The organism is Laceyella sediminis (genome assembly GCF_003003125.1).
Lineage (GTDB): Bacteria > Bacillota > Bacilli > Thermoactinomycetales > Thermoactinomycetaceae > Laceyella > Laceyella tengchongensis.
Genome location: NZ_PVTZ01000008.1, coordinates 22,275 through 48,094, shown reverse-complemented (window position 1 = coordinate 48,094; position 25,820 = coordinate 22,275). Strand labels below are relative to the sequence as shown.

The following is a 25,820-nucleotide window of genomic DNA, read 5'->3' as shown; positions in this document are numbered from 1 at the left end:
AAGAGGCGCTTGTTTGTATGTCTTGGCTGACTAGGGTGTGTCTGGCAAATCAAGTTGGTGGGGAAGAAGCGGCGGAAAAACCTTTTCTCGAGGAGCGCCGATGCACAAGTGAAGCGAATGAGAAAATGGTTTTGGAGCCGCTGGCCTATTCATCAGACACGCCCTTGGGTGCCTGTTACACCTTCGCTCTACCGCTTATGTAGATGCTAGCCGTCGTCAGCCCAAGGACATGAATTCTTCCACGGAATGGGAGATTTCGCGCACCAAGGCGTCCAGAAGTGCTTTGCCCTTTGCCGAGGTGGCCCGGGAAGGGAATCCGATCGTTCCGGTTGGGGTAAACGCCTTCATTCCTACTACTTCTAACAGAGGTCGCCGCGGCGTATCCACGTCGATCAACTTGTCCGTTTTGACTACACCATCGGCAAACAAGTGCATAAGTATAGATGTTTCTGCCTCGCCGGCGTGCATGTCTTGGCTCAGGCTGACAGAGATGCCTGCCTGCTGGTAAGCGCGCTCCCAATGCAAGCGCTTGGGGGCCAGCATGACCCGATGTCCGTGTGCGTTTAATTCCTGCGCAATATTGTGGAGGAGGGCATTGCCGCCGTGTCCATTGACTATCACGCAGCGCGAGATGCCCGACTGTTCCAGTGAGTGAATGACATCCTGCATGACAGCGGTGATGGTGGTCACCCGTAGGGAAACCGAGCCGGGAAATCCGCTGTGTTCAAATGAGGCTGAATAAGGGAGGGCTGGCACCACATAAGCGGGGGCGAACCGTTCCGCCAACCGTTGTGCAACGATGGCAGCGATAATCGTATCGGTGTGAATCGGCAGATGGGTACCGTGCTGTTCAGTGGAACCGATAGGAAAAAAAGCCAACTTCATATTGGCACATTCATCCCAGGAAGGGAACGGATTCATATGATCACCTGCGCTCTCAAGATTTGTACTTGCATTGTATCACACTCGGGAAACTAGGTGGCGGTGGGTAAGCCTTTTCATTTCGCCTGCCATCGTTGCCTGTTGCCGTAATGGAAGAGAATTTGTCACGGAATTGAGATATTGACATCTCCTATCAGGAACTATACATTTGATTTAAACGCATGTTTAGAAATAGGGTGTCATAAGCCGCAATTGAAACGGCATTCCAATCACATTCCTCAGCTTCACAGGAGGGCTGGCCGGGCTCTTGTCTGTGCAGAGCACTTGTTGTGCATTCGGGTCTCGTTTGCACAAACAGAGCGTTTGGAGTATGTGTATGTGAAATTTCTCACATGCGATGGGGTACAACTGTAAAATGAACCCCTTTTATGACAAGATCTGGTTTTACCATTGGAACTGCTGTGGCAAACTGTTTACCAACGAAGGATGAGAAGAGAAAAGAGGTTTATCCAATGAAATCTTCATTCAATGATACGTTTTTGCGGGCTTGCCGCAAGGAACCGACCCCGTATGTTCCGGTCTGGTATATGAGGCAGGCGGGGCGCTATCAGCCAGAGTATCGGAAAATCAGGGAGAAATACAGCTTTTTTGAAATGAATTACATACCGGAAGTGTGTGCGGAAGTAACGAAGTTGCCCGTTGATCAATTGGGTGTAGATGCAGCCATTTTGTTTGCTGACATTGTTACCCCGTTGAAGCCGATTGGTGTTGATGTTGAGATCCGTTCCGGTATCGGTCCGGTCATTGCCAATCCGATTCGCACCACAGCCGACGTTCGCCGCTTGGGAGAATTGGATCCGGTTTCAGACATTCCTTTTATTACGGATGCTGTGAAAATCTTGGCCAATGAGCTTCGCGTCCCCCTGATTGGATTTGCGGGAGCGCCGTTTACCCTGGCCAGTTACATGATTGAAGGCGGCCCATCAAAGAATTATTACAAAACGAAAGCGATGATGTTCACCGCGCCAGAGACCTGGGCGTTGCTGATGGAGAAGTTGGCGGATATGACCATCACATACCTGCGCGCGCAGATCGCAGCTGGAGCCAAAGCGGTTCAGGTATTTGACTCCTGGGTCGGGGCTGTGAGCGAAGCCGACTACCGTGAATTCATTTTCCCGACGATGCACCGGATTTTCTCCAGCCTCAAAGATACTGGCGTACCGCTTATCTACTTTGGCGTGGGCACGGGTCATTTGTTGCGAGCGTTCAATGAGTTGCCAGTAGATGTGCTTGGCTTGGATTGGCGCGTCACCATCACTCAGGCGCGAACCGAATACGGAGTGGACAAGGCGCTGCAAGGGAATCTGGAGCCTGCCTTGCTTTTGGCTCCATGGGAGACATTGGAGAAAAAGGCCAAACAAGTGTTGGATGAAGGAACGGAACAGCCGGGTTACATCTTTAACCTGGGGCATGGCATCTTCCCGCAATGCAGTGTGGAAACGATGCAGAAATTGACGGCATTGGTGCATAGCTATTCACGCAAAAACGGGGAGATGATCGTGTGAAACGGAAAAAAATCGGAGTGCTCCTGATGGCTTATGGCACACCGCGGAGCAAGTCGGAGATTGAACCGTACTATACGCATATCCGCAGGGGAAAAAAGCCGCCTCAAGCCTTGTTGGATGAACTGACTGAGCGGTATGAAGCGGTTGGCGAGATCAATCAATTCGCCAAAATCACTGAAGCGCAAGTGGAGAAAGTTGTCGCTGATCTGAACCAGCATTTTCCGGAAGTGGAGTTTCACGGCTATCTGGGCCTGAAACACATTTCTCCGTTTATTGAAGAGGCGGTGGAGCAGATGGCCCACGACGGGATTGAAGAAGCCATCAGCCTGGTGTTGGCGCCGCATTATTCCACCTACAGTGTGAAAAGCTACAACAGTCGGGCCGCAGACAAGGCGGAAGCGCTTGGAATCAAGCTTCATAGCATCGACAGTTGGCATGATGAACCCGCATACGTGGAGTACTGGTCAGATCAGTTGCGGGAGCTGTTCGCTTCGATGCCGGCAGAAGAAAAAGAACGTTCTGTGGTGATTTTTTCGGCACATAGTTTGCCGGAGAAAATCTTGGCCCTGGGTGATCCATATCCCCGCCAATTGCAGGAAACGGCGAAATTGATCGCTGAGCGGGTGGACATCCCTCACTACCGGATGGGGTGGCAAAGCGCGGGACGTACACCAGAGCCTTGGCTTGGCCCCGATGTGCAGGATTTGACACGCGAGTTGCACGACAAGGAAGGCTTTACTTCCTTTATCTATTGTCCTATCGGATTTGTGGCCGAGCACCTCGAAGTATTGTATGACAATGACATTGAGTGCAAAGCGGTGACTGACGAGTTGGGAGCGAACTATTACCGGCCGCCGATGCCGAACGCCCGACCGGAATTCATCGCTTGTTTGAGCGGAATTTTGAGCAAGGAACTCATTCGCAAAGGAGCCATCTGAGAAGCCATGAGTCGACCAAAGCATCATGTCGCCATCGTGGGGGGCGGCATCACCGGCTTAACCGTTGCTTATTACTTGCATCGGGAAATAGAAGCGAAGCGGCTGCCAATGAAATTTACGCTGATTGAGTCTAGTTCCCGATTAGGTGGGAAAATTGACACCATAAGGCGTGACGGCTATGTCATCGAAAAAGGGCCGGACTCCTTTTTGGAGCGGAAACGCCACGCCACCCAGCTGGCCATGGATCTAGGATTGGAAGGCGAATTGGTCAACAATGAAACGGGACAGGCTTTTATCTATCATGAACGCGATTTGCACCCCATTCCTGAAGGGTCTGTCATGGGGATGCCAACGAAGATCGAGCCATTTCTGCAATCGGGCTTATTGTCCGTGTCAGGCAAGGCGCGGGCCTTGGAAGATTTGCTTCTGCCCCCGGAAGAGATGCCCGGCGACCTGTCTGTCGGCGACTTTTTCCGCCGGCGTTTTGGTGATGAGATGGTGGACCGGGTAATTGAACCTCTGATCTCCGGCGTGTACGGAAATCCGATCGACCATCTCAGTTTGTTGGCCACTTTTCCGCAGTATCACCGGCTCTTGATGGAGCACGGGAGCCTGATCAAAGCGATGCGCAACACCCGCACGCCCCGCACCTCCAAAAGAAAAAAGGGCATGTTTCAAACGCTCCGGAGCGGGCTTGGTACGCTAGTCGAACGAATCGAGGCCTCCCTGCCGGCTGCTTGTGTGCGAAAGAACACGGAAATCATCCACTTTACTAAGCTGGATGAGGGATATCGGTTGGCATTGAGCGATGGGGGTACCATCGAGGCCAGCCACGTGGTGTTCACCACACCACATCCGGTGACGCGGCGCCTGTTGCGCCCTTATCTTGACTTGCCACCGATTGACATGTCTGAACCCACCTCGGTGGCCACAGTTGCGCTCGCGTTTCCCAAAGAACAAGTGCGCGTCTCTGTTCAAGGCACTGGCTTTATCGTGCCCCGTCAGGCGGACTTGTCTATTACGGCCTGCACTTGGCTTCACCAAAAATGGCCCCATACCACGCCGGAAGGGAAAGCCTTGCTCCGCTGTTTTGTCGGCCGGCCCCAAACCGACGAAATCGTCCACCGCTCCGATGAGGAAATCATCCAAACGGTGCTTGCTGATTTGCGCCGGATTCGGGCGATGGATATCAGCGGTGAACCGGAGTTCACTTTTGTCCACCGCTTTACAGCATCCCGGCCACCATACGAAGTGGGACACCCTTATTGGGTGGAGCGCACCATGGGCCAAGTGCGAGAGGCGTTGCCCAATGTCTTGCTGTCCGGTTCCTTCTACAGAGGCGTCGGCTTGCCGGATTGCATTCAGCAAGGCAAAGAGGTTGTCGCTGAGCTCGTCGATGGCATCGTCACATCGGAAGCGACTGACTGTCAAACATTTATTTCGCTATATTAGATCGACAGGGAAAGTACTGGCCTTGCCGAAAGAACGCCCCCTTCTGTGCCAAGTCGTTTGGCAGGAGGGGGTGTTTTTCTTGTCCAATTTTTAGCTTGGGTTGTTTTAAGTGGGAAGATGATGTCATCCGATTTAAGCGGATAAAAGAAACCCCCGCATCCCAATGGTTTTGGGACACGGGGGTTTTTTATGCCCGCCGCGCGAAGTCGACAAAGCGAAATTTGTCGGGGCGGTGGCGGGATTCGGAATACTGGAACAAGGTGTTATCCTCCAAGTGCACATAGTTACGCACGACGGCGATCATGGGGTATTGCTTGTGATCAAGCCAGGTTTGGTCTTCTTCGGTGATGCTCTCAATGGTGATAAATTTTTTGGCGAAGCTGATGCCCACCGTCAGCGTTTGATCCAAGTATTCATAGATGGAGTCTTCGCAAATCTCCACGGTAAGCGGTGGGATAAAGCTTCGAAAATAGTCTTTGTCGAGGATGATTTTCTCCCCATCGATCTCGCGCACCCGAATTACTTCCCAGACCTCTTCGGTGCGAGAAATGTTTAATTGCGTGGCGATATAAGGGGACGGCCTGCCCCGTCTGAGCGAAATCACTTTCGTTGTTGCTTTTTTCCGCATCCGTTTGGTCAGTTCTTTGAAGCTGACCAATCCCGAGACGGGGAAATTGAATTTGTTGACATGTAGGACAAAAGAGCCTTTGCCTTTGATTTTATGGATATATCCATGCTGCGAGAGGAGGTGTAGGGCCTTGCGCACCGTTTCCCGCGAGGTGCCGTACTGCACGGCCAACTCGTTTTCTGACGGGAGTTTGCTGTCGGGCGGCAAGGTACCCTGTTCGATTTGATTGACCAAATCATGATAGATTGAAAGATAAATATTATCCAACACAGGCTCTTCCTCTCAATTGGCAGTGAGTCGATAGACGATTGATTCATATGGCCGCAAAGGCAACTGTTCCCCAAAGGCGGCGGAATCTGGATAGTTGGAGAGCAGAATTTCCCTCGTCCATCCTTGGACAGAAGTGAGCACCTCCTCCGGCACGGTGTAAGAAAGCGCCCGCCCGCCGAACAGATTGACCACGAATAGCTTTTCATTGTCACCATGGCGCAAGTACGCATAGACTTCAGGATGGTCGATGTCGACGCATTCATATGTGCCGGTGGTAACAATGTCCAGCTCTTTGCGCAAACGAATCAATTTCTTGTAATGATAAAAGATCGAGTCGGGGTCTGCAAGCGCCTGTTCGGCATTGATTTCTTGGTAGTTGGGCGCGACCTTGATCCATGGCGTCCCTGTCGTGAAACCGGCATGTTCCGTTGCGTCCCATTGCATGGGCGTGCGGGAATTGTCCCGTGATTTCTGGCGAATGATTTTCAGCACTTCCGCTTCGGAATAGCCCCGATCCCGCAGGATGGACACCATGTTGTGCGTTTCCACATCGCGATAATCTGCGAAAGAAGTGAAGTCGGGATTCGTCATGCCCAATTCTTCACCCTGGTAGATGAAGGGGGTGCCTTGCATCAGATGGAGTGCGGTGGCCAGCATTTTGGCTGAGGCCACACGGTGGGTTTGATCATCGCCATAACGAGAGACGATGCGCGGTTGATCATGGTTGCACCAGAACAGGGCGTTCCAGCCGCCGCCTTTGGCCATGCTCGTTTGCCAATCCGCTAAAATCCGCTTCAAAGCCAGAAAGTCCATCTCACCAACGGCCCATTTCTCACCACCCGGATAATCTACTTTCAAATGATGGAAGTTGAACGTCATATTTAGTTCGCCGTTGTCCGGATGGGTATAACGGATGCAATGGGGGATGGATGTGGAAGACATTTCCCCTACAGTCATCATGTCGTAGTGGACAAACACTTCCCGGTTCATCTCCGCGAGATACTCGTGAATCCGGGGCCCATCGGTGTAAAAACGGCGCCCGTCACCCGGGGGGACAGAGCCGTCGTCATCCGGGAAACGCTGATCTTTGGACAACAGGTTGATGACGTCAAGCCGAAAGCCGTCTACGCCTTTGTCCAACCACCATTTCATCATTTTGTGGATGCGGCGGCGCAACTCCGGGTTTTCCCAATTGAGGTCGGCCTGTGTCACATCAAACAGGTGCAAATAATATTGCCCAGTCGCATGGTCACGCTGCCAAGCAGAGCCGCCAAATTTGGATTGCCAATTGTTGGGTTGGTCGCGCCAGATGTAGAAGTCCCGGTAAGGGTTGTCCAATGAAGCGCGAGCCTCTTGGAACCATGGGTGTGCAGTGGAAGTGTGGTTAACCACCATGTCCAAGATGATTTTCATATCGCGGGCGTGAGCCTCTGCCAACAACGCTTCAAAATCATCCATGGTTCCTAGATCCTCATGGATCTGATAATAATCGCTGATGTCGTAGCCGTTGTCCCGCAAAGGCGAGCGGTAAATGGGAGTCAACCATATCACATCGACGCCAAGGTTTTTCAGATAATCTAGCTTTTCCATGACGCCACGCAGGTCGCCCACACCATCGCCAGTGGAGTCTTTGAAACTGCGGGGGTAAATTTGGTAGACAACGGCTTTACGCCACCATTCGTTCATGATATCACCTGTTTCATTGCATGATTTCTTCGATTTCTGCTTTGATGATAGAAGATTTAGTACCGAAGACGGCTTGAATGCCATCGTTCACCTTCAGCACACCCGATGCGCCCAACCGTTTCAACGCTTCCTCGTCGACTTTGGAGAGATCGTGGACACCGACGCGCAACCGGGTGATGCAAGCATCTAATTGACGGATATTCTCTTGTCCACCCAATGCGGCGAGAATCTGGGAAGCGCGTGAGCTTTCCGCCTCGGCGTTGGGTTGTTCAATACAAGATGTCGTCTGTTGTTTGGCACGATAGTCCTCTTTAGTGTACAGCTTGGTTTCTTCCCCGTCATCTTCCCGACCGGGCGTTTTCAAGTCCCACTTCAGAATGAGCCATTTGAACACAAAGTAATAAATGACTGCAAACACGAGCCCCAGCCCGATGGTGACCAGCCAAGCGTTAGAGTGATTTGGCAGGCTGTTGAACAGGATAAAGTCGATCAAACCAGAACCGCCCGCAAAGCCAGCGTGCATGCCAAGCGCATTCATGAGGCCGAATGCCAGCGCTGTCAATACGGTGTGCGCGGCATACAGGACGGGTGCAACAAACAGGAATGTAAATTCCAGCGGTTCGGTGATGCCGGTCAACAGAGCGGTGATGGCTGCCGCAGCCAAAAGTGACTTGGCTTTGCCTTTTTTCTCTGTCTTGGAAACTTGGTACATGGCCAGGGCAGCTGCGGGCAAACCAAACATGACGGGAATGAATTTACCAGCAATATAAGTACCACCAGTGATGGAAATGCTGGCGTCTTTCAATTTGTCGATCACTTGAGCGATATACACGTTTTGGTCCCCAACGACGCGGGCGCCGTCCAAAGTGGTGTAAGCGCCGCCGATGTCCGTGAACAGCAGGGGAGTGTTGTAAATGTGGTGGAGCCCAAATGGAATCAACAGTTTTTCTAGCCCCCCGTACAGACCGACGACTAACGGATTGGTGTGGTTGGCGATGAAGTCACCTGTTGCCAACACCCCAAGACTGATTTGCGGCCAAGCGAAGAACAAAATGACAGCGGTTACAATTCCGCCGAAAGAAGCGACGATGGGTACCAGCCGTTCACCGCTGAAAAGAGAGATGGCGTCAGGCAGTTGCACCTTATGAAAGCGGTTGTATAAATAAGCAGTCAAAAACCCGATCAAGATGCCACCAAACACCCCGGTTTGCAAGGTGGGAATGCCCAATTCGGTGCCCAGCATCCGTTCATTCAGCTTGACGCCTGTGATATCGATCAAGGCCCCGATGGTGGTGTGCATGATGAAAAAGGCGATAAGTGCGGAAAAGCCAGCCATGCCGCGATTGGTCCAAGTGATAGCGATGGCGATGGCAAACAGAACGGGCAAATTGTTAAAGACCGCTTGTCCGGCGCGTTGCATCAGTTCTCCGACAACTTGCCAAGCATCGCCTGCCAAGAAGGGGAGAAGTTGTTGCACATTGGGATTGAGGATGACGCCGCCCAGTCCCATCAAGATCGAGACAAGGGGGAGGATAAGCACGACAGCCATCATTGCGCGGCCGATCCGTTGGAAGAAATCAAAAGTAAGTGTGCGCTGCATGCAGGATTCGCCTCCTGTTGTTTAAGATTTTTTACGTGCTTGTCGCATCCTTTCGCATTGGCAAAGGAGGCGAGTAATGGAGATGGCCCTTTTAGGCGCATGGGACATGAAAAAGGGTTTTGCACCATGGTACGGCAACGAGAATCTGGAGAAGGTTTTGAATAATTAGACAATCGCTCGTTTGCCGGCGGTGTATAGATGGGCTTGGTTAGGTGACAACATGTCCTGGAGCTTTGGCTCCTCCAGAGGTTGCCTCCAAGCTGTAACCTGTATATACAGGTTGATTTCATTTTAGACCTGTATATACAAGAATGTCAATATGAAATGAAAAGGATGACAGCACGATGGGTCGGTTTAAGTGGCATGATGGTTCCTGTGAACGGGTATAAAAAGGTAAAAGGAACAGGCGGCGGACTCGGTGCTGATCTGTTCCTTCTATACATTGGTGAAAGCCCCCTGCGACGCCTGTCCAGTGGTCGCAGGGAGGAGGTGCACCAGCACCAAACTCCGGCACAGGGTTAATCCGTCTCTTTCCGGTGCGCCGCTTGCAGATGAACGACCAGTTCAGCTAACAAGTCGATGAGTTGCTGGCTGTTTTCCTCGCCCATGGTGGAGAGGGCGATGGCGATGGGGTTTTGTTCGATATGCTGATGCATGTGCTGAATCAACCGCTGGCCTTTGTCGGTGGTTTCGACATGCTTTTTACGCCGATCTTGTTTGTCAGTCAGCCGTCTTACCAATTGGTGGCGTTCCAATGTGTCAATGATGGGGATGAGAGTGGGAGGCTCGATGGAAAAGACTTCCCCTAAGCGTTTGATGGTGAGCGGTTGCTTGCTGAGCTGCACCAATACGGCAAATTGGCGTGCCGTGATGGGAACATCGTGGCGCATCAACTGCCGTTCCAAAAGATCTTTGCTCAGGCGGATAAGGGTGGAAAGATTTGTGCGAAACGATTCTGTCATGGCGACTAGTTTTTCTTTATCCAAACTTTAACACTTCCTTCGTCTGATTTTGGCAAGCGGGATAAATGGCGAAAAGGGCAAAAAGGGCTGCTGGTCGTTCGCCTCTTTATTTTAACCGATTCAGGGGGAGAAGGGACGGCCGGCAATCACGTGGAGGCGCCGGTGGAAAGAAGGTCGGACAAGGGGGGAGTTTTTGTTACAACGCGCAGGAAACAAGGAGAGAATTTTCGTTTCTTATTTACAGATTTTTTAGTCTTTTGATAAAATAAAATTAATTACAAACAGAGCTAGTTTGCCGCTGGTCGATCCTGTTTGAGAAAGTCAGCGGTTAAAATCACAAGCAAAAAGGGAAAAGAACTCATTCTATATTATAAAATGACATTGCATCATGCCGGATAAGAAGGGAGGCAGGGGGATGGAGAGAAATTTTTGGGGCAGAGACAACGAGAAATGCCCGCGTTGCGGTTCAAAGATGGTGTCACAAACGGAAAATGACGAATATTTGTGCGATGATTGCGGATACCGCTGGGTAGAGGATTGATAAGTGAACCAAGCTTCTCCTTAGGATTGCGTCGGGAGAAGCTTTTTTTGTGCATTGAATTTGCATAAATTTTATGCATGTGGGGAACAAGAGTGTGGTATAGTGGAGTGTAGTTTACTTATTTTCTTTTATTAGAAAGTGTGGTCGCTATCAAGAAACAACAAGGTCAAGTCGATTTAGATCGAATCGAAGAAAAAAGTAAGAACCCCATGGTAAAAAAATATGGGATTACTTGGACTTTGTATAAGTGTGAGACATGTAAGTTCCTTGCGCCAACTGAAAAAAGCTACCGATGCAACTTCCAGCCGGGACGTCATTACCCGACTTGGGATGCTTGTGGGCTATATCGACCACAACCGCAGGAGCCTACCGAATGAGGTGGGCTCTTGCGGCGTTGGCACATCCGGTGATATTAGTCTGAATTTTATGAATTGAATTAGCGTGCATTTACGCGAAGAATGATCGGCATTCGCGCAGACTGGGCCGCCAGATGTCGCATAAGATAAGACGAAGTGCTTGAAAAGGCCTGACCGGCCTCATCTTGAAATCACGAACAGGAGGGAAGAGATGGGGAAGTTGATCGCACTGGATGACGGGCATGTGCGCTCGTAAGGGCTTTTAAGGAATCTGCTTTGGCACGCAGTCGGTCAAAGGCGCGACAGACCGATCGCCGACAGCTCACCTAAACGGGAAACCGGGAGGGGACAATAGCATGCTGTAGAAGCCATAAGTTGGTTTGCCGCCAAACCACAACTGAATGGCGAGGCGAAATGCTGTGAACGAGGATGAAGGCTAGACTGCTTGAATGACAGCCCGAGCGGGGTCATCATCCCCCCGACGCTTAAGGCGGCTCGCGCGTCGGATGCCCGTTTGCCGCTATGGTGACGGAGTTCCCGTAGTAGTCCCGGTCAATGAGGATGCATTGGTATTGGAATTGTTTCGGATGCTGTTGGAAGCGATCTATGAGCCGCATTTTTCGCTTTCTTCCCATGGATTCCGTCCCCACAGAAGTTGCCACACCTCACTGCTGCAAATAAAAAGAGAGTTTACGAAAGCCGACTGGCTCATCAAGACGACTTTTACTTTAAGATGAATCCGGGAAATCAACCGCACCTATAGCGTATGAGAGCAAAATCACAGAAGCCGTTTCAAATGCTGTTCGCAAACAGGCTAAGAAAATCATCGTGGAGCAACGGGATGATCAGTGAAAAAAGCCCCCCGCGCGGCGAGGGGGCTTGTCACAAGTGAAAGCGATTAAGTTTTTCTTTGGAGATGTATACGCGTTTGGGGACGAGTTGGGCGTTTCTTTTGAACAGCTCCGAGCAACCGTAGGGGTGGCTCATCAAAAAAACAACGCGTGCGCTCACCGCTTTGAAGAGGCGATGAATCAGATGCTGAATGTCGGCCACTTCAAACCCCAACCGATGTGCTCCGCGATAGAGGAAGGTGGTTCCCAACACCACCTGGATCTGGGCGGCTTTGGGGTGCTGGTTGATGTATCGGGTCAATTGAGGGAGGGATGAGCGGACGTTTTTGGTCAGAATAGCGGCCCAGCTCATCGGGTGGCGTGGCGATTGCCTGAGCAGTTGGGCGAGGTAGGCATTGTGGAAGTGCAGTTGGACGTACCAATCTCCGGCTTTGAGTGTGTATCCGTCTGATGTGGTGATTTCCTCGCCCCGGTAACGTTTGATAACAACACGAAAGATATTACGTTTCCTTTTGTCTACATAACGGAGTCGGGTAACCAAATAATACACACGGTCCCAGATCATCCATAAAGAAAGGAGGAGTCGATGGAGCATGGGATCACCTGTTTTCGAAAGTGAGAAAGATTTTAACCATCTTCTGGATGAGAAATAACGAAGGCCCGTAAAACAGGCTCTAATTGTAAAAACGTTTTTCCGTTGGCATGCAGCTTTTAAAATAATGTATTGGTTGAAACACAATCTTCACCTATTTTAACCCGCGGCGGGTGCAAATATTTTTCAACGGGACAACCTTTTCCAGTCTTAATCAGTATTGAGCGTTTTTTTGCAGAAATATAATGATTTCCTATTCCCACTTTTCCACAGCCAAGCTATAATGAGTGAGGTTTGTTGGAATGGGAAGGAGGAACCATATTGTCAGTGTCATGGGAGATTTTAAACGTGGTGGGTATTTCCGCTTTTGCGATCAGTGGTGCCATCATCGCAATGGAAGAAAAGTATGACCTATTTGGTGCTTATGTCTTAGGTCTGGTTACTGCGTTTGGGGGTGGCGTCATCCGCAACGCGTTGATTGGTTTGCCGACGGATGTGCTGTGGAAGCAAGAATTGATGATCTATGTGGCGTTGGTTGCCATCACGCTGGTGTTGTTTTGTCCCGCAAAGTGGTTTCAATACTGCAAAAAATGGCTTAATTTCTTTGACGCGATCGGGTTGGCCGCTTTTTCGGTCCAGGGAGCTTTGTATGCTTCGGGTAAAGGATTGCCGTTGGTCGCGGTGATTTTCGCTGCGGTGATGACTGGGATTGGCGGAGGCATGATCCGCGATTTGCTGGCTGGTAGAAAACCGCTCGTTTTGCAAAAAGAGATATACGCGTTATGGTCTGTCATCACCGGGGTCGTCATCGGTCTTCATTGGTTGGAAGATGGTTGGCAATTGTTGGCGCTGTGCGTGTTAGTAGTTGCCTTGCGCATGGTTTCAACCATTTACGGGTGGCACTTGCCACGGATTGTCCAAAGAAAAATGGGTTAGTTGGTCGGATGTGCCAACTGACTCATTTTTTGTTTTATTGGGGTTCTGTCCGCTATCCCGTCTCTTTTTACAGGTCTTGCCCAAGCCGAAGAAAAAGATCGGTTGATTTGGTAGGAATTTCAAATGGTTATGTGTAATTATTCTGAGTATGTGATTGGAAGAATTTATGTAAAAAATTGTAAGTTGATGAAAGGAGGTGGCGGAAATCGTCAATTGGAGGCGACGAGATACGAAGGTGGAGCAAATGTGAAATGAGGAATGCTTCCGTGTTGATAGAGTCCTGGCTATACATAATGTGAAGTTTTCCTTCTTAATCGAAGAACCCAGTTAATAAGGAGAGTGGTGAAAGTGATCAAGAAATCAGCCATGGAGTCGGAGGGCAACCAACCATCGACTGACGTCAAAGCTTCGAACAACCCTCCAGGCGGTTCCACCATTCAGATTCGCACCGTGGTGAGGCGTATCGCGAAAACGATGGCCAAAGAAGCGCAAGCGGGGCCGCTACATCATGATGACACGCCGGTGAAATTGGCGTCGGGGAAAACGGGGGTTGTGGAAACGGCTGAGAGCCAACGCTTGTCGAAACCGGTCCCCGCAAAAGAAAAGATTTCTGCCGTATCAAAAAAAGGGCAGAGAGAAAGCCGCGTAACAGGCTCTGTGATAACCCTCCCGCCTGAAACGTATCGGCGAGTTTCTCCCCGAAGGAATGCAAGGCCTTTATTGCCATGGAAAGTGGTCGGGCTCGTTGCTGGATGTTTGTTGCTGATTGGTGTTGGCGTGTACGCCGTTCATACGGTCGGAGCTGACTCCGCGCCAGTGAAGCAAAAGGATGAGCAAGACGCGCGGCATTTCTTTGTTACGGGAGACGATTCCTTGTCCAAAGGGAAATGGATCGGCTGGAAATGGAAACAAGATCCCGCATACGCTTATCCGGCAAATGAATTGCCTGCGCTACCTGCGGATAAACAAGTGTCCAGTTTGGCCGTGGCCAATCGCGGCGCGCAATCCGGCAGCCCTGTTGTTAATCCGCATGATCGAAGGGTGAAAGATGAAGGTCGGATTCAGCGTCCTCAACAACGGCCCCCTGCCCGAGGGACGGAACCGCAAGCGCCTCCCCGTACCCAACCTCATGATGATAATCAGAAGGTAATCGATTTGCCGCCTGTGCTACAACCGGACAATCAGAACAATCAGAGCGGCAAAGAAGCGGAACCAAAAGTGCCGAAGCAAAAGGAACAAAAAAAGCCTCCCAAAGTGGATCGGGATGACGGAGGACTGTTTGATGTATTTGACGGGTTGTTTGACCTCGTGTTCAATATAGGTACGGTTTTTGGTGATGGTGTAAAAGCAGATAGTTGATGTGTAAAATGGCGGATCCAAGTTAAATTAACAGAATAATATGTGTTTTCGGTATGCCTTGGGGGAACCCAAGGCTATTTCATTTGAGAGAAAAACCAAAGAAAAAGCCCTTGTGAACAAGGGCTTAGAGGGATTAGTTCAAAAAGAAATTGGTGATTTTTTGTAATGTCGATGGGGCATCTGTTTTGGTTGATACTGACACACTTTGCCATGCGGACGGTGTAGCAAAGGGGATGGAAATCCGCATTACCTTGTTGCTGTCGCCGCTAAGTGTGGTCATGTAAAAATAACTGTCTTGCCGCTTTTCTTTCTCATTGACCGTATAGAGGATTTTGCGGCCGTCTTCAGACCAAATCGCACTGGTAACCGCCTTGTTGTTGCCTGCGGTAATGTTTTTGGGCTGGCTGCCGTCCGCATTCATCACATATGCGTCCGATTGCCCCGCTTTGGTTGAACCATACAAAATTTTGCGACCGTCTGGAGAGAAATGAGGACTGTATTCCGAAGTTTCGCCGCCTCCCAATCCGGTCAGTTGCTTCAGATTGCTACCATCGGCATGCATGGAATAGATATGGGTGAAACCGGACTGGTCAGAAGAATGGAAGACGATCTTGGCACCGTCCGGGGACCAATCGGGTTCAGCATGGCGCACTCCTTCAGCGACGTGGGTGAGGGCTTTGACTTTTTTGCTAGCCACGTCAACGAGATAAAGGTTGCCGTCGCTTTTGGCAAACACGATTTTCTTGCCGTCCGGAGACCAGCGCGGAGATGTGTCATAATTGGGAAAATAGCTGTTAGTTAGGCGCACTTGGTTTTTGCCGTCGGCATCAGCGATGTGCAAGCTGTCGTTTTTGACAAATGCCAATTTGGTTCCGTCTGGGGACAAGTCGGCGTTAGTTCCCGACGCCACTTTCCGCATGGACAGTGTATCAAGGTCATACCGGTATATAGTTTGGCTATTGAGCGGGCCGCCGTTGAAATAGATGGATTTGGTGTTTTGGGCAGCATGGGCGGGAACAAGCAAGGACGCGGTGACAAGCGCCGCGCTAATCAAGCCGAGCGTTTTTTTCACTAGGATTCCTCCTTTCAGTGAGTTGGTTATAGATTTTATTATATCTGATTTGACTGAAATCAACTATTTTCTTTTGAAATAGCCATATATTTTTCATAGAGGGACTTACAATGTCACATACCGTTTTAAACCTTACAATCGGGTATCTTTTTGTCTTTGACAAGCCAACGATTGATTGATTTAAGAAAGCGAATCGGCTAGACTGGACAAAGGAATCGCACACATAAAAGGGGGAACGTGTGTTTCGCACGGCATGATGATGAAAACGTTTTGGATTCAAGGGCTCGACAAAGCCTTTTATCGTGATATAGAGTTGATTGCTCAGTTATTTTTTGAAGAAGTGTCGTTGCTAGAGAATGAAGCGGACGCACAAATGCAACTGCATTTCACCGTGCATGAAAGTAATCCGGTGCATGCCCGTGTCCTTATGCGGGACGTGGCGAGCGGAGAGACATGGCAGGCAGAACACCGGCGCGATGTGAAAGGGGCCTTGGAGGGGAAGGCGTACTGCAAAAAGGTGAAACAAGCGGTCAACTATGTCTTGTTGCAAGTGTTGGAAGAGGCCACAGGAGTGCGGCAACCGTGGGGAATCCTAACAGGCGTTCGGCCCACCAAACTGTTGCATTCGATGCTACTTGACGGTATGAGCGTGGAGCAAGCGGTGAGAGTGTTGCAGACCGATTATTTGATCCATCAGGAGAAAACGGACATCTTGACGGAGATCGTCGCCCGGCAGCTGACCGTGTTGCCTGACCTGTATGAATTGGACAAAGAAGTGAGTTTGTATATCGGCATTCCTTTTTGCCCGACCAAATGTGCGTATTGTACGTTCCCAGCTTACGCCATTCAAGGGCGTAACGGTTCGGTAGAAGGATTTTTGCAGGGTTTGCATGAAGAAATTGCGCAAGTAGGCGCCTGGCTGGAAAAACGGGGCTTGCCAGTGACGACCATTTACTTCGGCGGTGGAACGCCGACTTCGATCACTGCGGAGCAGATGGATGAATTGTTCATGGCGCTAAAGCGGTCGGTTCCCTCCTTTGACCAGGTTCGGGAACTAACTGTCGAAGCCGGGCGGCCTGACACACTTGATCCGGAGAAGTTGGACTTGATGAAACGGTGGAATGTGGATCGGATCAGCATTAATCCGCAAAGTTTCAAAGAAGAAACTTTGAAGCTGATCGGCCGCCACCATACAGTGAAAGAAACACTGGAAAAGTACCAGTTGGCGCGTGACATGGGCTTGACCAACATCAACATGGATTTGATCATCGGTTTGCCGAATGAGGGGCTGGACAACTTTCAGGAGACGCTAGATATGATGGCCGAGTTGCGCCCTGAATCGTTGACAGTGCATACCCTCTCGTTCAAGCGTGGTTCGGTCATGACCCAAAACAAAGAGAAATACCGTGTCGCCGACCGAGGTGAAACAGGGGAAATGGTACGGATGGCTCGAGATTGGGCCGCAGGAATGGGCTATGTCCCTTATTATCTGTACCGGCAAAAAAACATTCTCGGCAATCAGGAGAATGTGGGTTACGCCTTCCCTGGTTTGGAAAGTTTGTACAACATCATTATCATGGAAGAGCGCCAAACCATTATCGGGCTTGGTTGCGGGGCGGTGAGCAAGTTGGTGTCGCCAGGTGATGGTAAAATCAAGCGTTTGCCCAACCCCAAGGAACCCAAAGCGTATATTGACACTTATCAACGTCATATCGAAGAAAAATTGAAGCTGTTGGATGAGACGTATGGGTTTGCGCTGAATAAAGGATGAAACGACAAAACACCCCGTGTGCGGTATTGTGCACGGGGTGTTTTGCATTCACTCTCAATCGACATCTGCCGGCTCCTGTGCTTCATCGCCATGAACGAACTCTTCCGAGCTTTTCACTTCAACATAGTCGTTGGATTCGTAATTAGCATGGGCGGCTGAGCAGGCGAGCGGCTCTGCCGATGCATCCGTGTCGGTCAAGCTTTCCTCTTTGACTAAGTTTTCCTCTTCGGATAAGGTTTCTGCTACGGTCAAGTTTTCCACTTCGGCCAAGGGTGTCGGTGCAGGTGGGTGCTCTCTTTCCTGCTCGATATCCGCATCTGTTGCCGTCTCTTTCTCTATGGGAAGCACGATGTTAACATCGGCCTTTTGTTTCAATTGCTCGGCGCTTTTGATTGGGAATTGCAATGGTGATATGGCTTGATCCAATTGCGAAGCGATCCAGAAGAACGTTCCGCTGATCGCTTGTGGTTCTTCCCTCATCCGTTGGATGCGGATGGTAAACTCCTGCTCATCACAGTGGTGCAGAGAGGCGAAACAGCCGGGATGATTCGTCATCGCCACCACAATGTAGGCGCCCATAGGTTCAGCCACTGAAACGGTGACGAACGTATGATCAGCATGCGCTGGAAGCTGGAAGGCGGCAAGTCCGGATGTTTGTACAGGGTGTTGCTCAGCTAGGAGCGGTTGGAAATTCAACTTCTCCAATCCGATGGAACCATCGGCCAGTTTTTCCCCAGTGATGGCGCGATCGACAATTTTGTCTTCGGTGATGGAGAAGTCCTTGATTTTGTCTTCCGTCACGGCAAAGTCCTTGATTTTGTCTTCCGTGATGGTAAAATCCTTGATCTTGTCGGTTGTGACCGCTTGCGAGCCGATTTTATCTTCCGTGACCGCTAGGTCAACGATTTTGTCGGTGGTGACGACTTGATCTTGCAACTTTATCGTAGTGATGGCGCCATCTTTGATTTTTTCAGCGGATACCGCTTGATCCTGCAACTTTTCCGTCGTGACTGCTGCATCTTTGATTTTATCGGTAGCAACCGCTTGATGGCGAATTTTGTCTTCCGTCACCGCGAAGTCTCTGATTTTGTCTTCTGTCACTGCCAAATCTCTGATTTTTTCTTTGGTTATGGCTTGGTCTCTGATTTTGTCCTTGGTGATGGTTTGATCTTTGATTTTGTCTTTGGATACGGCCTGGTCCCCAATTTTTTCTTCGGTCACGGCCTTTTCTGCCAAATGTTCGGCGAAGATCAGCCCGGGGACCAGATGGGTGTGACAGATGCTTTGTTCTTGGATGTGCTCCGCGCTAACGCTCGCAGCTGTCAGATGCTCCGTTTGGATAGCCTGTTCAGCCAGATGGGCGGATTGGATTTGCGATGGTGCAATATGGTCGGCCAACACGACCGCTTCACCCAGATGCTCGGATTGAATTGCTTGCTGGGACAGATGTTCGGATGCGATACATTCTTTCTGCAGATGATGGCCGTGAATTTGCTCATCAGCCAGATGAGAGGAGTGGATGCATTGTTCTGATAAGTGATCGGCGTTGATGGCGTTGGGAGAGATTTTGTCGCCGGTTACTGCGCCCTGGCCAAGGTGATCCGTCAACACGGCCGCTTGCGCGAGATGCGCGGCGTGAATTTGTTGTTCTTCGATATGGGGAGACAACACCGATGCCGGCTTGATGTGTTCGCTTTGCACAGCGTGCGGTGCAATTTTCCCAGCAGTGACGGCTTGATCGTGCAAATGCTCGGTTTCGATTTGCTCCTTTTGCAGATGAGACCCATTAATCGCTTCAGGAGTCAAGTGTTCCTCGTAGATGGATTGCGGTGCGATTTTTTCTCCAGTGACGGCCTGATCGTGCAAATGCTCGGTTTCGATCTGCTTCGTTTGGAGATGGGAACCTCTGATCGCTCGAGGAGCAACATGTTCCCCGTAGATGGATTGCGGCGCGATTTTTCTTGCAGTGACTGCTTCATCGCGCAAATGTCCGGTCTCGATCTGATTCGCTTGGAGATGTGTACCGCTGATCGCTTGGGAGGTCAGGTGTTCTCCGTGGATGGACTGTGGCGCAATTTTTTTCGCAGTAACTGCTTGCTCGCGCAAATGCTCAGTATCGATCTGGTCCGCTTGGAGATGGGAGCCACTGATCGCTCGAGGAGCCAAATGTTCTTCATGGATGGACTGCGGTGCGATTTTATTTGCAGTAACAGCTTGCTCGCGCAAGTGCCCGGTTTCGATCTGGTCCGCTTGGAGATGGGAACCGTTGATTGCTTGAGGAGTCAGATGTTCCCCATAGATGGATTGCGGTGCGACTTTCTCCGCAGTGACGGCGTTGGCCTTAATGTGTTGTTCCCCGATCTGACCGTTTAGGATATGGGAGCTGCGCACGATTTGTTCTGACAGATGTTCTGACCGAATCGCTTGCGGCGCAATGTTGGTTGCAGTCACGGAAAATTCGGATAGATGTTCGTTGCTCACCGAATCAGGGGCAAGATGGTCGCCAGTGACAGCTTGTGGTGCGATATGCTGGCTTTCCACTGCTGCATCTGCCAATTTGCGGGCGGTGACGGATTCGTTCATCAGGTGTTCGGTTTTGATTTGATCATGATCGATGTGTTGGCTGAGAATCACTTTATCATCCAGATGTGAGCTGTTAATGTTGCGCGAGGCGATTTTGTTAGCTGTGATGGCATGGTCAGCCAGTTTGTTTGATGAAATGCAATAATCGATGATTTTTTCTGCGGAGATCGATTCGGGCGCCAATTTGGCCGTCGTAATAGAATGGTCGACCAACTTGGAGCCAGAGATGGAATTGTTGGCAATGTGTTGTTCGCTGATGCTCGCATCTTTGATGTGCGTTTTGCCGATGCAGTGCTCTTGAATGTGCCCTTCTCCGATGATGTTTGGAGCCAAGTGCTTGGACTGGATGGTTTGCTCTTGAATAGAAGCGGAGCGGATGCTGCCGGGCGCGATTTTGTTCCCGGTGACGGCGTGCTCAGCAATGTGTTCTTCTTTGATCACATGGGGGGACAAATGAATGCCTTCGATGATATGATGTTGCAAATGATGGCTGTGAATAGATGCAGCGGCCAGTTTTTCTTCCGTGATCATGTGGTCTTGCAGATGCCGGGACTCAATTGCCCGATCGACCAGATGGCGACCGTGGATGGCGGAGGAGATGATTTTTTCGCTGGTAATGGATTCATTGGCCAATTTGTCCTTGGTGATGGCCCCTTTTTGGATCTTGTCGGCGGAGACTGAGTCATCAGCCAGCTTGGCACTGTTGATGATGCCATTTGCCAAATGGTTGGTGTGGATCGAACCGTTTTTTATTTTATTGCCGCAAATCGCTTGATCAGCTAAGTGCTCGTTTTGGATGTGGCCGATCGCCAAATGTTTGCCAAGGACGGAATGGTCTTTCAATTTGGTTTCACCGATGCTGCGATCAGACAATTTGCTTCCGGGAATCTCATTTTCCCTGATGTGTTTGGCAAGAATCGTTTCCCTTTTGATTTTGTCACTGCCGATGATGTCATCATCCAGGTGGTATTCTTTAATCGTTTTTTTGGCGATTTTGGCCGATGTCACCGCTTCGGCGGCCAGTTTGGGCTCTGTTACCGCTTCTTGGTCCAGATGTTCTGCCCGGATGGCGCTGTTTTTGATTTTTTTCCCGTCCAGCGATTGATTGGCGATTTTCTCAGCGGTGACCGCCCCGTCGGTCAAGTCGGCGGTATAGATGAACGCTTCGTTGATTCCGTGGGGGTTCCGGGCTTTTCTCACTTCAGATACCGTTTTGGCAGGGGGCGTTTCGGTTTCGGTGTGGCTTACCGCCGGTTCTTTTGACGGGGGTGCCTCCGATGCCGCGGGTTGGTTATGTGAAGCGGTATAGGTCCATTTTTTCTTGAAATTAGGTGTTTCATTGTCAAGTAGCCACAGCTCATCCAGAACCCTTTCATCCGCTAACGGATCTTTTTTCGTTTTCTTTTTAGATGACGGAATAATCTTTTTCTTCTTCAATTTTCTAACCCCTTTCCCTAGGCCATTGCAACTCTTTGATAGGTATATTCACTAACCTTGCGAATGGAGCATGTCATCCTGTATTTTGGAAAAGGTGAGAAAAGGGGAGTTATCCCGCCTAGTTGGCGTCAAACAAAAAAAGGGGCGCGTTTGCCCCTGTTACAGCAAGTTGGAGACGGAGTTTCCGGAGCTTCTGTTGAATGCTTGCGCATCACCCAAGTTGATCGGCACTTGGATGTTGACGTTGGCGAGGCCCGCGCTTTGCGCGCCTGTACGTGCCACGTTGCTCACCCGTGCTCTGGTGCTGCTGACTGCGCGACGGCGTCTTTTCTGGTGGATGAACACCACACAGTGTTTTTTAGGGCAACCCATTCGGATTCACCTCCTTTCAGTTGAATGGGGGAATTGGATATGTACGGGGGGAGGAGCTCCCCCCTATGCTGGTTGGCGTTACAGCAAGTTGGAGACGGAGTTTCCGGAGCTTCTGTTGAATGCTTGAGCATCTCCCAGGTTGATCGGCACTTGAACGTTCAGGTTGATCAATCCGGCGCTTTGTGCACCTGTGCGCGCCACGTTGTTCACCCTTGCTCTTGCGCCACCCACAGCGCGACGACGTCTGTGTTTTTTAATGACGATAAGACAGTTCTTTTTTCTGCAGCAACCCATTGTCTTTCACTCCTTTTTAATTATTTTTGTTCAGGATTTGAATCATTTTGCCCTTGCGGCGGGGTCGGAATTTGCTTTTCAATGATATTCACCAGGTTGGGGGCCACTTGTTGCAGAATGGAAGCGGCTGCACCATTAGCTGCCCCTCCGCCGGTGATCAAGCCAATCAGCTGTTCGAGGATACCCAGCAAGCTGCCGACGACGCCAGTCAGGATGCCAGTCGCGCCTGTGACGACACCTGCCACCGCGGTGATAGCTTGAACGGGAAGCCCGAGAATGAACGTGATTAACTCAGAAACTTGTTGTGCTTTCAATTGTTGCGCTGCTGGGAGTTTGTTGTTTGCTTCTTCGATTAAGGAGCGGATCGCCTCCAATTGTTCCGGGGTGTAGGAATGGTTGCTCATCATGTTTCACCTCCTTTCAAGGCTGAGAAACGTGATTGGGGATGAGTTAGAGGGCATTGGTGGTTGAGTTTTGATTGCTGTTGTTTAAGGTGGTTGCATCGCCGGTGTTGACAGGCACCTGAACGATGATGTTGATTAGTCCGCTCACCGCCCCGATGTTGGCTGAGTTGTTCACATTGCTGGAGGTAGAAGCCGCTGGCCGGGACAGTCTACGCCGTCGTCGGCGACGCCGGCGGGTTTCGAAGGGGAGTGCGCCGTAATGCAGGAGAAACCATCGGCATCGCCTGCAAAGCAATGGTCTTTTGCGTTTTTTGCGGCGGTTGCTTGAAATGTAGACCAGCTTGTAGACTTCCATCGCTCTTTCACTCCTTTCTCTTTGTTGATTTCAACTTCTCTTTACGCAATGCTTGCTTCACCGCATCTTTTGTACCGGGTTTTATGATTTCCGCCAAAGCCATCAATTGTTGTAACTTAGCGGGAACTTTGTCATTTTCCAAGCTGTTGATCAGCAGATCGTAAACTTTTAATTTGATCATTTTCTCCAGCCCGACGGTGACTTGATCCAAGGTTTTCTTATCTGATGTCAAATGCTGGCACCTCCCTGATGGCTGTGCTATTAATTTCTGGTGTTAATACAATATATTCTTTGTTTACGTAATGGTGATTGAGTTTTGAAAAATAGTTTGCTATCTTGATAGCGTGATGTTTCGCGAAATAAACTTAGAGACAGAAGGTAAAAAGTAAAATTATTAGAATATTGTGATATAATTTAATCAGAACATACGTTTAAGCGAGATGGAGGTGTGCAGATGATTTTAACCAAAGGATTGATTCGTTCTGCACAAAACTTTTCTGATCGATTGGCGGTTGTGGACGGAAAAGTTGCCTACACCTATCGTGCGTTTTCCGATAGAGTCAGCCAGTTGCAGCAAGCATTGAAGCAGGAAGGGATTGAGAAAGGGGATCGGGTGGCGATTCTCATGTTCAATGATTTTCGTTATCTAGAATTATTTTATGCGGTCACTGCGATCGGAGCGATAGCCGTTCCGCTCAATTATCGGTTGACGGCAGCGGAAATAGTTGAGCAGTTGCGAGATTCCAGTCCGAAAGCTCTCTTTTTTCATCAGGAATTCGCCCCCATCGTCGCCGGGATGGTGATGCGTGTCCTGTCGGTGCGTTTGTTTGTGAGAGTTGAAGGGGAGCGCAATGAAGAGGAGACCGGGTTCATGATCGATTATGAAGAGTTTCTACGACCGCATTCCCCTCAGCCGCTCGCTTATGGTGAGGTGATCGAAGATGATGTGGCGGGGATATTTTACACAGGGGGCACGACCGGGCGATCCAAAGGGGTGATGCTGACGCACCGTAATTTGGTGAGCAATGCTTACCATGCGGCGCTCGCGTTTTGCTTTGACCGTTACACCCGTTATGTCCACGCGGCGCCTATGTTCCATCTCGCTGACGGAGCTTGCACGTTTGCTTTAACTTTGGTCGGAGGAACACACCAAATCCTTCGTACTTTTCAGCCGGATATGTTCTTAGATTGGGTGGAGCAGGCTCAGCCGACTACGACGTTACTGGTGCCTACCATGGTCAACCGCCTGATCAATCACCCAGATGTGGAGAAGCGCAATTGCTCTTCGTTGCGACAATTACTCTATGGCGGTTCGGCAATGCCGGTGGAAGTGTTGAAGAAAGCGCGGGAAGTGTGGCCACATCTTTCTTTCATGCAGGCGTACGGAATGTCGGAAGCCGCACCAGTGGTGACGGTGTTGCCGCCGGAAGATCATCAGGTGGAGGAACGCCTCGCTTCATGTGGGCAAGTTGTAACGGGGGTAGAGGCGAAAATCATCGATGACCACGGCGGCGAGGTAGGAGTGAGAGAGGTCGGGGAGTTAATCGTGCGCGGGCCCAATGTGATGAAAGGGTATTGGAACAGCCCTGAAGAAACGGACCTTGTGCTGAAGGGTGGTTGGTATCATACGGGGGATATGGTTTATCGGGATGAACAGCATTACCTTTATGTCGTCGACCGTAAAAAGGATATGATTGTGACCGGTGGAGAGAATGTTTACTCAATTGAAGTGGAGCAGGTGCTTTACCAGCATCCGGCCGTGTTGGAAGCGGCGGTGATCGGGGTACCCGACCCCGTTTGGGTGGAAGCGGTGAAGGCGTTGGTGGTTAAACGCGCGGATCAGGAAGTGGATACGCAGACATTGTTGGATTTCTGCCGCGAGCGGTTGGCTGGTTTCAAAGTGCCCAAAAGCTTGAAGTTCGTCGAAGAGTTGCCCAAGAATGCAGCGGGGAAAATATTAAAACGCACTTTGCGGGAGCAATATAGCCAACCGGCTGACTGAACCTGACGGCGGATCGCACGGCCCACTCGGCCATGCGGTCCATTTTTATTGATAAATTCGTTGTCTAGGGTGTATATGTATCAAGTTCAGTTCGTGGAGAGAGCGGCGGAAAAAAATCCGGTTGAGCCTCGCCACGCGTGAAGCCAATGATCTGGCCCATTCACCAGACATGCCCTAGGTCTCTCGCTTTTTCTTGGCAAAGGTTACGCTTAGGCGAACGAGTCGGGATATTCCTCCATGAAAGCTTGGATGATGCGGGGGTATTCATCGTCAGCGATTTCCTCGATCTGTTCATCCCGCACCTCGAAAAAGTAAACATCGGTTTGTGGTCGTTCTGGGTGGACATACATGGCCATCAAGCGTCCGCCATAATCAAGGGTCGCCGCAAGGATGGCGAGAAAGGCTTCCTCGTCGGTTTCCAAGCGTTGAAAAAAAATCGGCTCCACTTCTTGTAGAACCATTTCGGCATAGGTGTCGCCTGGATATCGCAAAACCAGAGAGGATTCGGTTTCGTCATCGACAATGTACAAATCCCGTTTGTGTTCCTTTTTCCACAAAAGTAAGAGGTGCTTCACATGGCGATGGATGAACACATATTGGTGCGGTGTTTGAAAGCGGATATTCATGCGCGTTCCTCCATGGAGAAATTCTTTTTGGGAAGCTCGGTTTGGTGGGTTAGGGTTTGGAACCGAACCTGTACCGGTTGAGTCATTATGTGGAGATCCGTCCAGAAATGACAAGACATGATCTTCCTCCTTCATCGCGATGGGTTTCAATCAATGACATTATAGCAAAAGGGAGCGAGTCGCAGTTGGATTTTCATTTATATAGACAAGTTTGTAAAACAAACAAACTGTCCCAGTAGTGGGAATGCACTGTTTTGCCCAACTGCTCATACCATGTGATAACGAA

General features: G+C 50.2%; 25 protein-coding genes. 10 read left to right on the top strand and 15 right to left on the bottom strand.

Annotated features, from left to right (window positions below):
* The first annotated feature begins 17 nt into the window (after positions 1 to 17).
* On the top strand, positions 18 to 203 hold the full coding sequence (locus tag CLV36_RS10575) for a hypothetical protein (protein ID WP_022736300.1): 186 nt from the start codon (positions 18 to 20) through the stop codon (positions 201 to 203).
* A gap of 13 nt (positions 204 to 216) precedes the next feature.
* On the opposite strand, the gene CLV36_RS10570 is transcribed toward CLV36_RS10575, so the two are convergent.
* Positions 217 to 885 carry a creatininase family protein gene (locus CLV36_RS10570; protein ID WP_219904905.1) on the bottom strand — a complete coding sequence of 223 codons (669 nt, stop codon included), beginning with the start codon at positions 883 to 885 and terminating at the stop codon, positions 217 to 219.
* A 509-nt stretch (positions 886 to 1,394) separates the two neighbouring features.
* On the opposite strand from CLV36_RS10570, the gene hemE reads away from it, so the two are divergent.
* The 3 genes from hemE to hemY are packed head-to-tail and all read left to right on the top strand — an operon-like array spanning position 1,395 to position 4,837.
* A complete protein-coding gene (gene hemE, locus CLV36_RS10565) occupies positions 1,395 to 2,447 on the top strand; it encodes a uroporphyrinogen decarboxylase (RefSeq protein WP_022736298.1) in 1,053 nt (350 codons plus the stop codon).
* Positions 2,444 to 3,385 carry a ferrochelatase gene (gene hemH / locus CLV36_RS10560; RefSeq protein ID WP_022736297.1) on the top strand — a complete coding sequence of 314 codons (942 nt, stop codon included), beginning with the start codon at positions 2,444 to 2,446 and terminating at the stop codon, positions 3,383 to 3,385. Before hemE ends, hemH begins: the two co-directional genes overlap by 4 nt.
* Before the next feature lie 6 nt (positions 3,386 to 3,391).
* A complete protein-coding gene (gene hemY, locus CLV36_RS10555; RefSeq protein WP_106342655.1) occupies positions 3,392 to 4,837 on the top strand; it encodes a protoporphyrinogen oxidase in 1,446 nt (481 codons plus the stop codon).
* A 187-nt stretch (positions 4,838 to 5,024) separates the two neighbouring features.
* Here the strand turns inward: hemY and treR are convergent, their stop codons facing one another.
* The 3 genes from treR to CLV36_RS10540 are packed head-to-tail and all read right to left on the bottom strand — an operon-like array spanning position 5,025 to position 9,021.
* Positions 5,025 to 5,735: a trehalose operon repressor gene (gene treR / locus CLV36_RS10550; RefSeq protein WP_219904904.1), complete on the bottom strand. Its 711-nt coding sequence runs from the start codon at positions 5,733 to 5,735 to the stop codon at positions 5,025 to 5,027.
* Positions 5,736 to 5,747: 12 nt separating this feature from the next.
* Positions 5,748 to 7,421 carry an alpha,alpha-phosphotrehalase gene (gene treC, locus CLV36_RS10545; protein ID WP_106342654.1) on the bottom strand — a complete coding sequence of 558 codons (1,674 nt, stop codon included), beginning with the start codon at positions 7,419 to 7,421 and terminating at the stop codon, positions 5,748 to 5,750.
* A gap of 13 nt (positions 7,422 to 7,434) precedes the next feature.
* Positions 7,435 to 9,021 (bottom strand): PTS transporter subunit EIIC, encoded by a 1,587-nt coding sequence (locus CLV36_RS10540; RefSeq protein ID WP_106342653.1) that lies wholly within the window; start codon positions 9,019 to 9,021, stop codon positions 7,435 to 7,437.
* A gap of 333 nt (positions 9,022 to 9,354) precedes the next feature.
* On the opposite strand from CLV36_RS10540, the gene CLV36_RS10535 reads away from it, so the two are divergent.
* Positions 9,355 to 9,543, top strand: a complete 189-nt coding sequence (locus CLV36_RS10535) for a hypothetical protein (RefSeq protein ID WP_146130629.1) — start codon at positions 9,355 to 9,357, stop codon at positions 9,541 to 9,543.
* Here the strand turns inward: CLV36_RS10535 and CLV36_RS10530 are convergent.
* Positions 9,540 to 10,007, bottom strand: a complete 468-nt coding sequence (locus CLV36_RS10530) for a MarR family winged helix-turn-helix transcriptional regulator (protein ID WP_106342652.1) — start codon at positions 10,005 to 10,007, stop codon at positions 9,540 to 9,542. The two genes, CLV36_RS10535 and CLV36_RS10530, sit on opposite strands and share 4 nt — an antisense overlap.
* Positions 10,008 to 10,398: 391 nt before the next feature.
* On the opposite strand from CLV36_RS10530, the gene CLV36_RS17885 reads away from it, so the two are divergent.
* Positions 10,399 to 10,524, top strand: a complete 126-nt coding sequence (locus CLV36_RS17885) for a hypothetical protein (RefSeq protein ID WP_259435595.1) — start codon at positions 10,399 to 10,401, stop codon at positions 10,522 to 10,524.
* Positions 10,525 to 11,365: 841 nt separating this feature from the next.
* Here the strand turns inward: CLV36_RS17885 and CLV36_RS17330 are convergent.
* Both CLV36_RS17330 and CLV36_RS10520 read right to left on the bottom strand, forming a co-directional pair.
* The gene (locus CLV36_RS17330) at positions 11,366 to 11,515 is read right to left on the bottom strand and encodes a hypothetical protein (protein WP_181352980.1); all 150 of its coding nucleotides are present in this window, start codon (positions 11,513 to 11,515) and stop codon (positions 11,366 to 11,368) included.
* 247 nt (positions 11,516 to 11,762) lie between these two features.
* The gene (locus CLV36_RS10520; protein ID WP_123827451.1) at positions 11,763 to 12,326 is read right to left on the bottom strand and encodes a YkoP family protein; all 564 of its coding nucleotides are present in this window, start codon (positions 12,324 to 12,326) and stop codon (positions 11,763 to 11,765) included.
* Between the two features lie 324 nt (positions 12,327 to 12,650).
* Here CLV36_RS10520 and CLV36_RS10515 point away from each other — a divergent pair, with 324 nt between their 5' ends.
* On the top strand, positions 12,651 to 13,259 hold the full coding sequence (locus CLV36_RS10515) for a trimeric intracellular cation channel family protein (protein ID WP_102993852.1): 609 nt from the start codon (positions 12,651 to 12,653) through the stop codon (positions 13,257 to 13,259).
* 348 nt (positions 13,260 to 13,607) lie between these two features.
* Entirely contained in the window at positions 13,608 to 14,618 is a 1,011-nt protein-coding gene (locus tag CLV36_RS10510) for a hypothetical protein (RefSeq protein WP_106342650.1), read from the top strand.
* A 133-nt stretch (positions 14,619 to 14,751) separates the two neighbouring features.
* Here CLV36_RS10510 and CLV36_RS10505 read toward each other — a convergent pair whose 3' ends face one another.
* Complete coding sequence (locus CLV36_RS10505) at positions 14,752 to 15,690, bottom strand: TolB family protein (protein ID WP_106342649.1); 939 nt, start codon at positions 15,688 to 15,690, stop codon at positions 14,752 to 14,754.
* A 259-nt stretch (positions 15,691 to 15,949) separates the two neighbouring features.
* On the opposite strand from CLV36_RS10505, the gene CLV36_RS10500 reads away from it, so the two are divergent.
* Positions 15,950 to 17,461 carry a coproporphyrinogen III oxidase gene (locus CLV36_RS10500; protein ID WP_102993851.1) on the top strand — a complete coding sequence of 504 codons (1,512 nt, stop codon included), beginning with the start codon at positions 15,950 to 15,952 and terminating at the stop codon, positions 17,459 to 17,461.
* Between the two features lie 54 nt (positions 17,462 to 17,515).
* On the opposite strand, the gene CLV36_RS10495 is transcribed toward CLV36_RS10500, so the two are convergent.
* From CLV36_RS10495 to CLV36_RS10475, 6 genes are all read right to left on the bottom strand, one after another.
* Positions 17,516 to 21,481 (bottom strand): WIAG-tail domain, encoded by a 3,966-nt coding sequence (locus CLV36_RS10495; RefSeq protein ID WP_106342648.1) that lies wholly within the window; start codon positions 21,479 to 21,481, stop codon positions 17,516 to 17,518.
* Positions 21,482 to 21,640: 159 nt separating this feature from the next.
* A complete protein-coding gene (locus tag CLV36_RS10490; RefSeq protein ID WP_022736282.1) occupies positions 21,641 to 21,853 on the bottom strand; it encodes a hypothetical protein in 213 nt (70 codons plus the stop codon).
* Positions 21,854 to 21,931: 78 nt separating this feature from the next.
* The gene (locus tag CLV36_RS17880) at positions 21,932 to 22,063 is read right to left on the bottom strand and encodes a hypothetical protein (protein WP_022736281.1); all 132 of its coding nucleotides are present in this window, start codon (positions 22,061 to 22,063) and stop codon (positions 21,932 to 21,934) included.
* Positions 22,064 to 22,167: 104 nt separating this feature from the next.
* On the bottom strand, positions 22,168 to 22,551 hold the full coding sequence (locus tag CLV36_RS10485) for a hypothetical protein (protein WP_146130628.1): 384 nt from the start codon (positions 22,549 to 22,551) through the stop codon (positions 22,168 to 22,170).
* 46 nt (positions 22,552 to 22,597) lie between these two features.
* A complete protein-coding gene (locus CLV36_RS10480) occupies positions 22,598 to 22,906 on the bottom strand; it encodes a hypothetical protein (RefSeq protein ID WP_106342647.1) in 309 nt (102 codons plus the stop codon).
* Positions 22,907 to 22,913: 7 nt separating this feature from the next.
* Positions 22,914 to 23,138, bottom strand: a complete 225-nt coding sequence (locus tag CLV36_RS10475; protein ID WP_102992721.1) for a hypothetical protein — start codon at positions 23,136 to 23,138, stop codon at positions 22,914 to 22,916.
* Positions 23,139 to 23,360: 222 nt separating this feature from the next.
* On the opposite strand from CLV36_RS10475, the gene CLV36_RS10470 reads away from it, so the two are divergent.
* Positions 23,361 to 24,908 (top strand): long-chain-fatty-acid--CoA ligase, encoded by a 1,548-nt coding sequence (locus tag CLV36_RS10470; RefSeq protein ID WP_106342646.1) that lies wholly within the window; start codon positions 23,361 to 23,363, stop codon positions 24,906 to 24,908.
* 209 nt (positions 24,909 to 25,117) lie between these two features.
* Here the strand turns inward: CLV36_RS10470 and CLV36_RS10465 are convergent, their stop codons facing one another.
* On the bottom strand, positions 25,118 to 25,534 hold the full coding sequence (locus CLV36_RS10465) for a hypothetical protein (RefSeq protein WP_102992719.1): 417 nt from the start codon (positions 25,532 to 25,534) through the stop codon (positions 25,118 to 25,120).
* Between the last annotated feature and the right edge of the window lie 286 nt (positions 25,535 to 25,820).

What these genes read in the sequence shown, in the direction of transcription:
- CLV36_RS10465 (WP_102992719.1), bottom strand. Translation starts at nt 25,534, where the DNA reads ATGAATATCCGCTTTCAAACACCGCACCAATATGTGTTCATCCATCGC.
- CLV36_RS17330 (WP_181352980.1), bottom strand. Translation starts at nt 11,515, where the DNA reads ATGGGAAGAAAGCGAAAAATGCGGCTCATAGATCGCTTCCAACAGCAT.
- CLV36_RS10500 (WP_102993851.1), top strand. Translation starts at nt 15,950, where the DNA reads ATGAAAACGTTTTGGATTCAAGGGCTCGACAAAGCCTTTTATCGTGAT.
- hemE (WP_022736298.1), top strand. Translation starts at nt 1,395, where the DNA reads ATGAAATCTTCATTCAATGATACGTTTTTGCGGGCTTGCCGCAAGGAA.
- CLV36_RS10575 (WP_022736300.1), top strand. Translation starts at nt 18, where the DNA reads ATGTCTTGGCTGACTAGGGTGTGTCTGGCAAATCAAGTTGGTGGGGAA.
- treC (WP_106342654.1), bottom strand. Translation starts at nt 7,421, where the DNA reads ATGAACGAATGGTGGCGTAAAGCCGTTGTCTACCAAATTTACCCCCGC.
- CLV36_RS10480 (WP_106342647.1), bottom strand. Translation starts at nt 22,906, where the DNA reads ATGGAAGTCTACAAGCTGGTCTACATTTCAAGCAACCGCCGCAAAAAA.
- CLV36_RS10485 (WP_146130628.1), bottom strand. Translation starts at nt 22,551, where the DNA reads ATGAGCAACCATTCCTACACCCCGGAACAATTGGAGGCGATCCGCTCC.
- CLV36_RS10570 (WP_219904905.1), bottom strand. Translation starts at nt 885, where the DNA reads ATGAAGTTGGCTTTTTTTCCTATCGGTTCCACTGAACAGCACGGTACC.
- CLV36_RS17885 (WP_259435595.1), top strand. Translation starts at nt 10,399, where the DNA reads ATGGAGAGAAATTTTTGGGGCAGAGACAACGAGAAATGCCCGCGTTGC.
- CLV36_RS10470 (WP_106342646.1), top strand. Translation starts at nt 23,361, where the DNA reads ATGATTTTAACCAAAGGATTGATTCGTTCTGCACAAAACTTTTCTGAT.
- hemY (WP_106342655.1), top strand. Translation starts at nt 3,392, where the DNA reads ATGAGTCGACCAAAGCATCATGTCGCCATCGTGGGGGGCGGCATCACC.
- CLV36_RS10535 (WP_146130629.1), top strand. Translation starts at nt 9,355, where the DNA reads ATGACAGCACGATGGGTCGGTTTAAGTGGCATGATGGTTCCTGTGAAC.
- CLV36_RS10520 (WP_123827451.1), bottom strand. Translation starts at nt 12,326, where the DNA reads ATGCTCCATCGACTCCTCCTTTCTTTATGGATGATCTGGGACCGTGTG.
- CLV36_RS10490 (WP_022736282.1), bottom strand. Translation starts at nt 21,853, where the DNA reads ATGGGTTGCCCTAAAAAACACTGTGTGGTGTTCATCCACCAGAAAAGA.
- CLV36_RS10540 (WP_106342653.1), bottom strand. Translation starts at nt 9,021, where the DNA reads ATGCAGCGCACACTTACTTTTGATTTCTTCCAACGGATCGGCCGCGCA.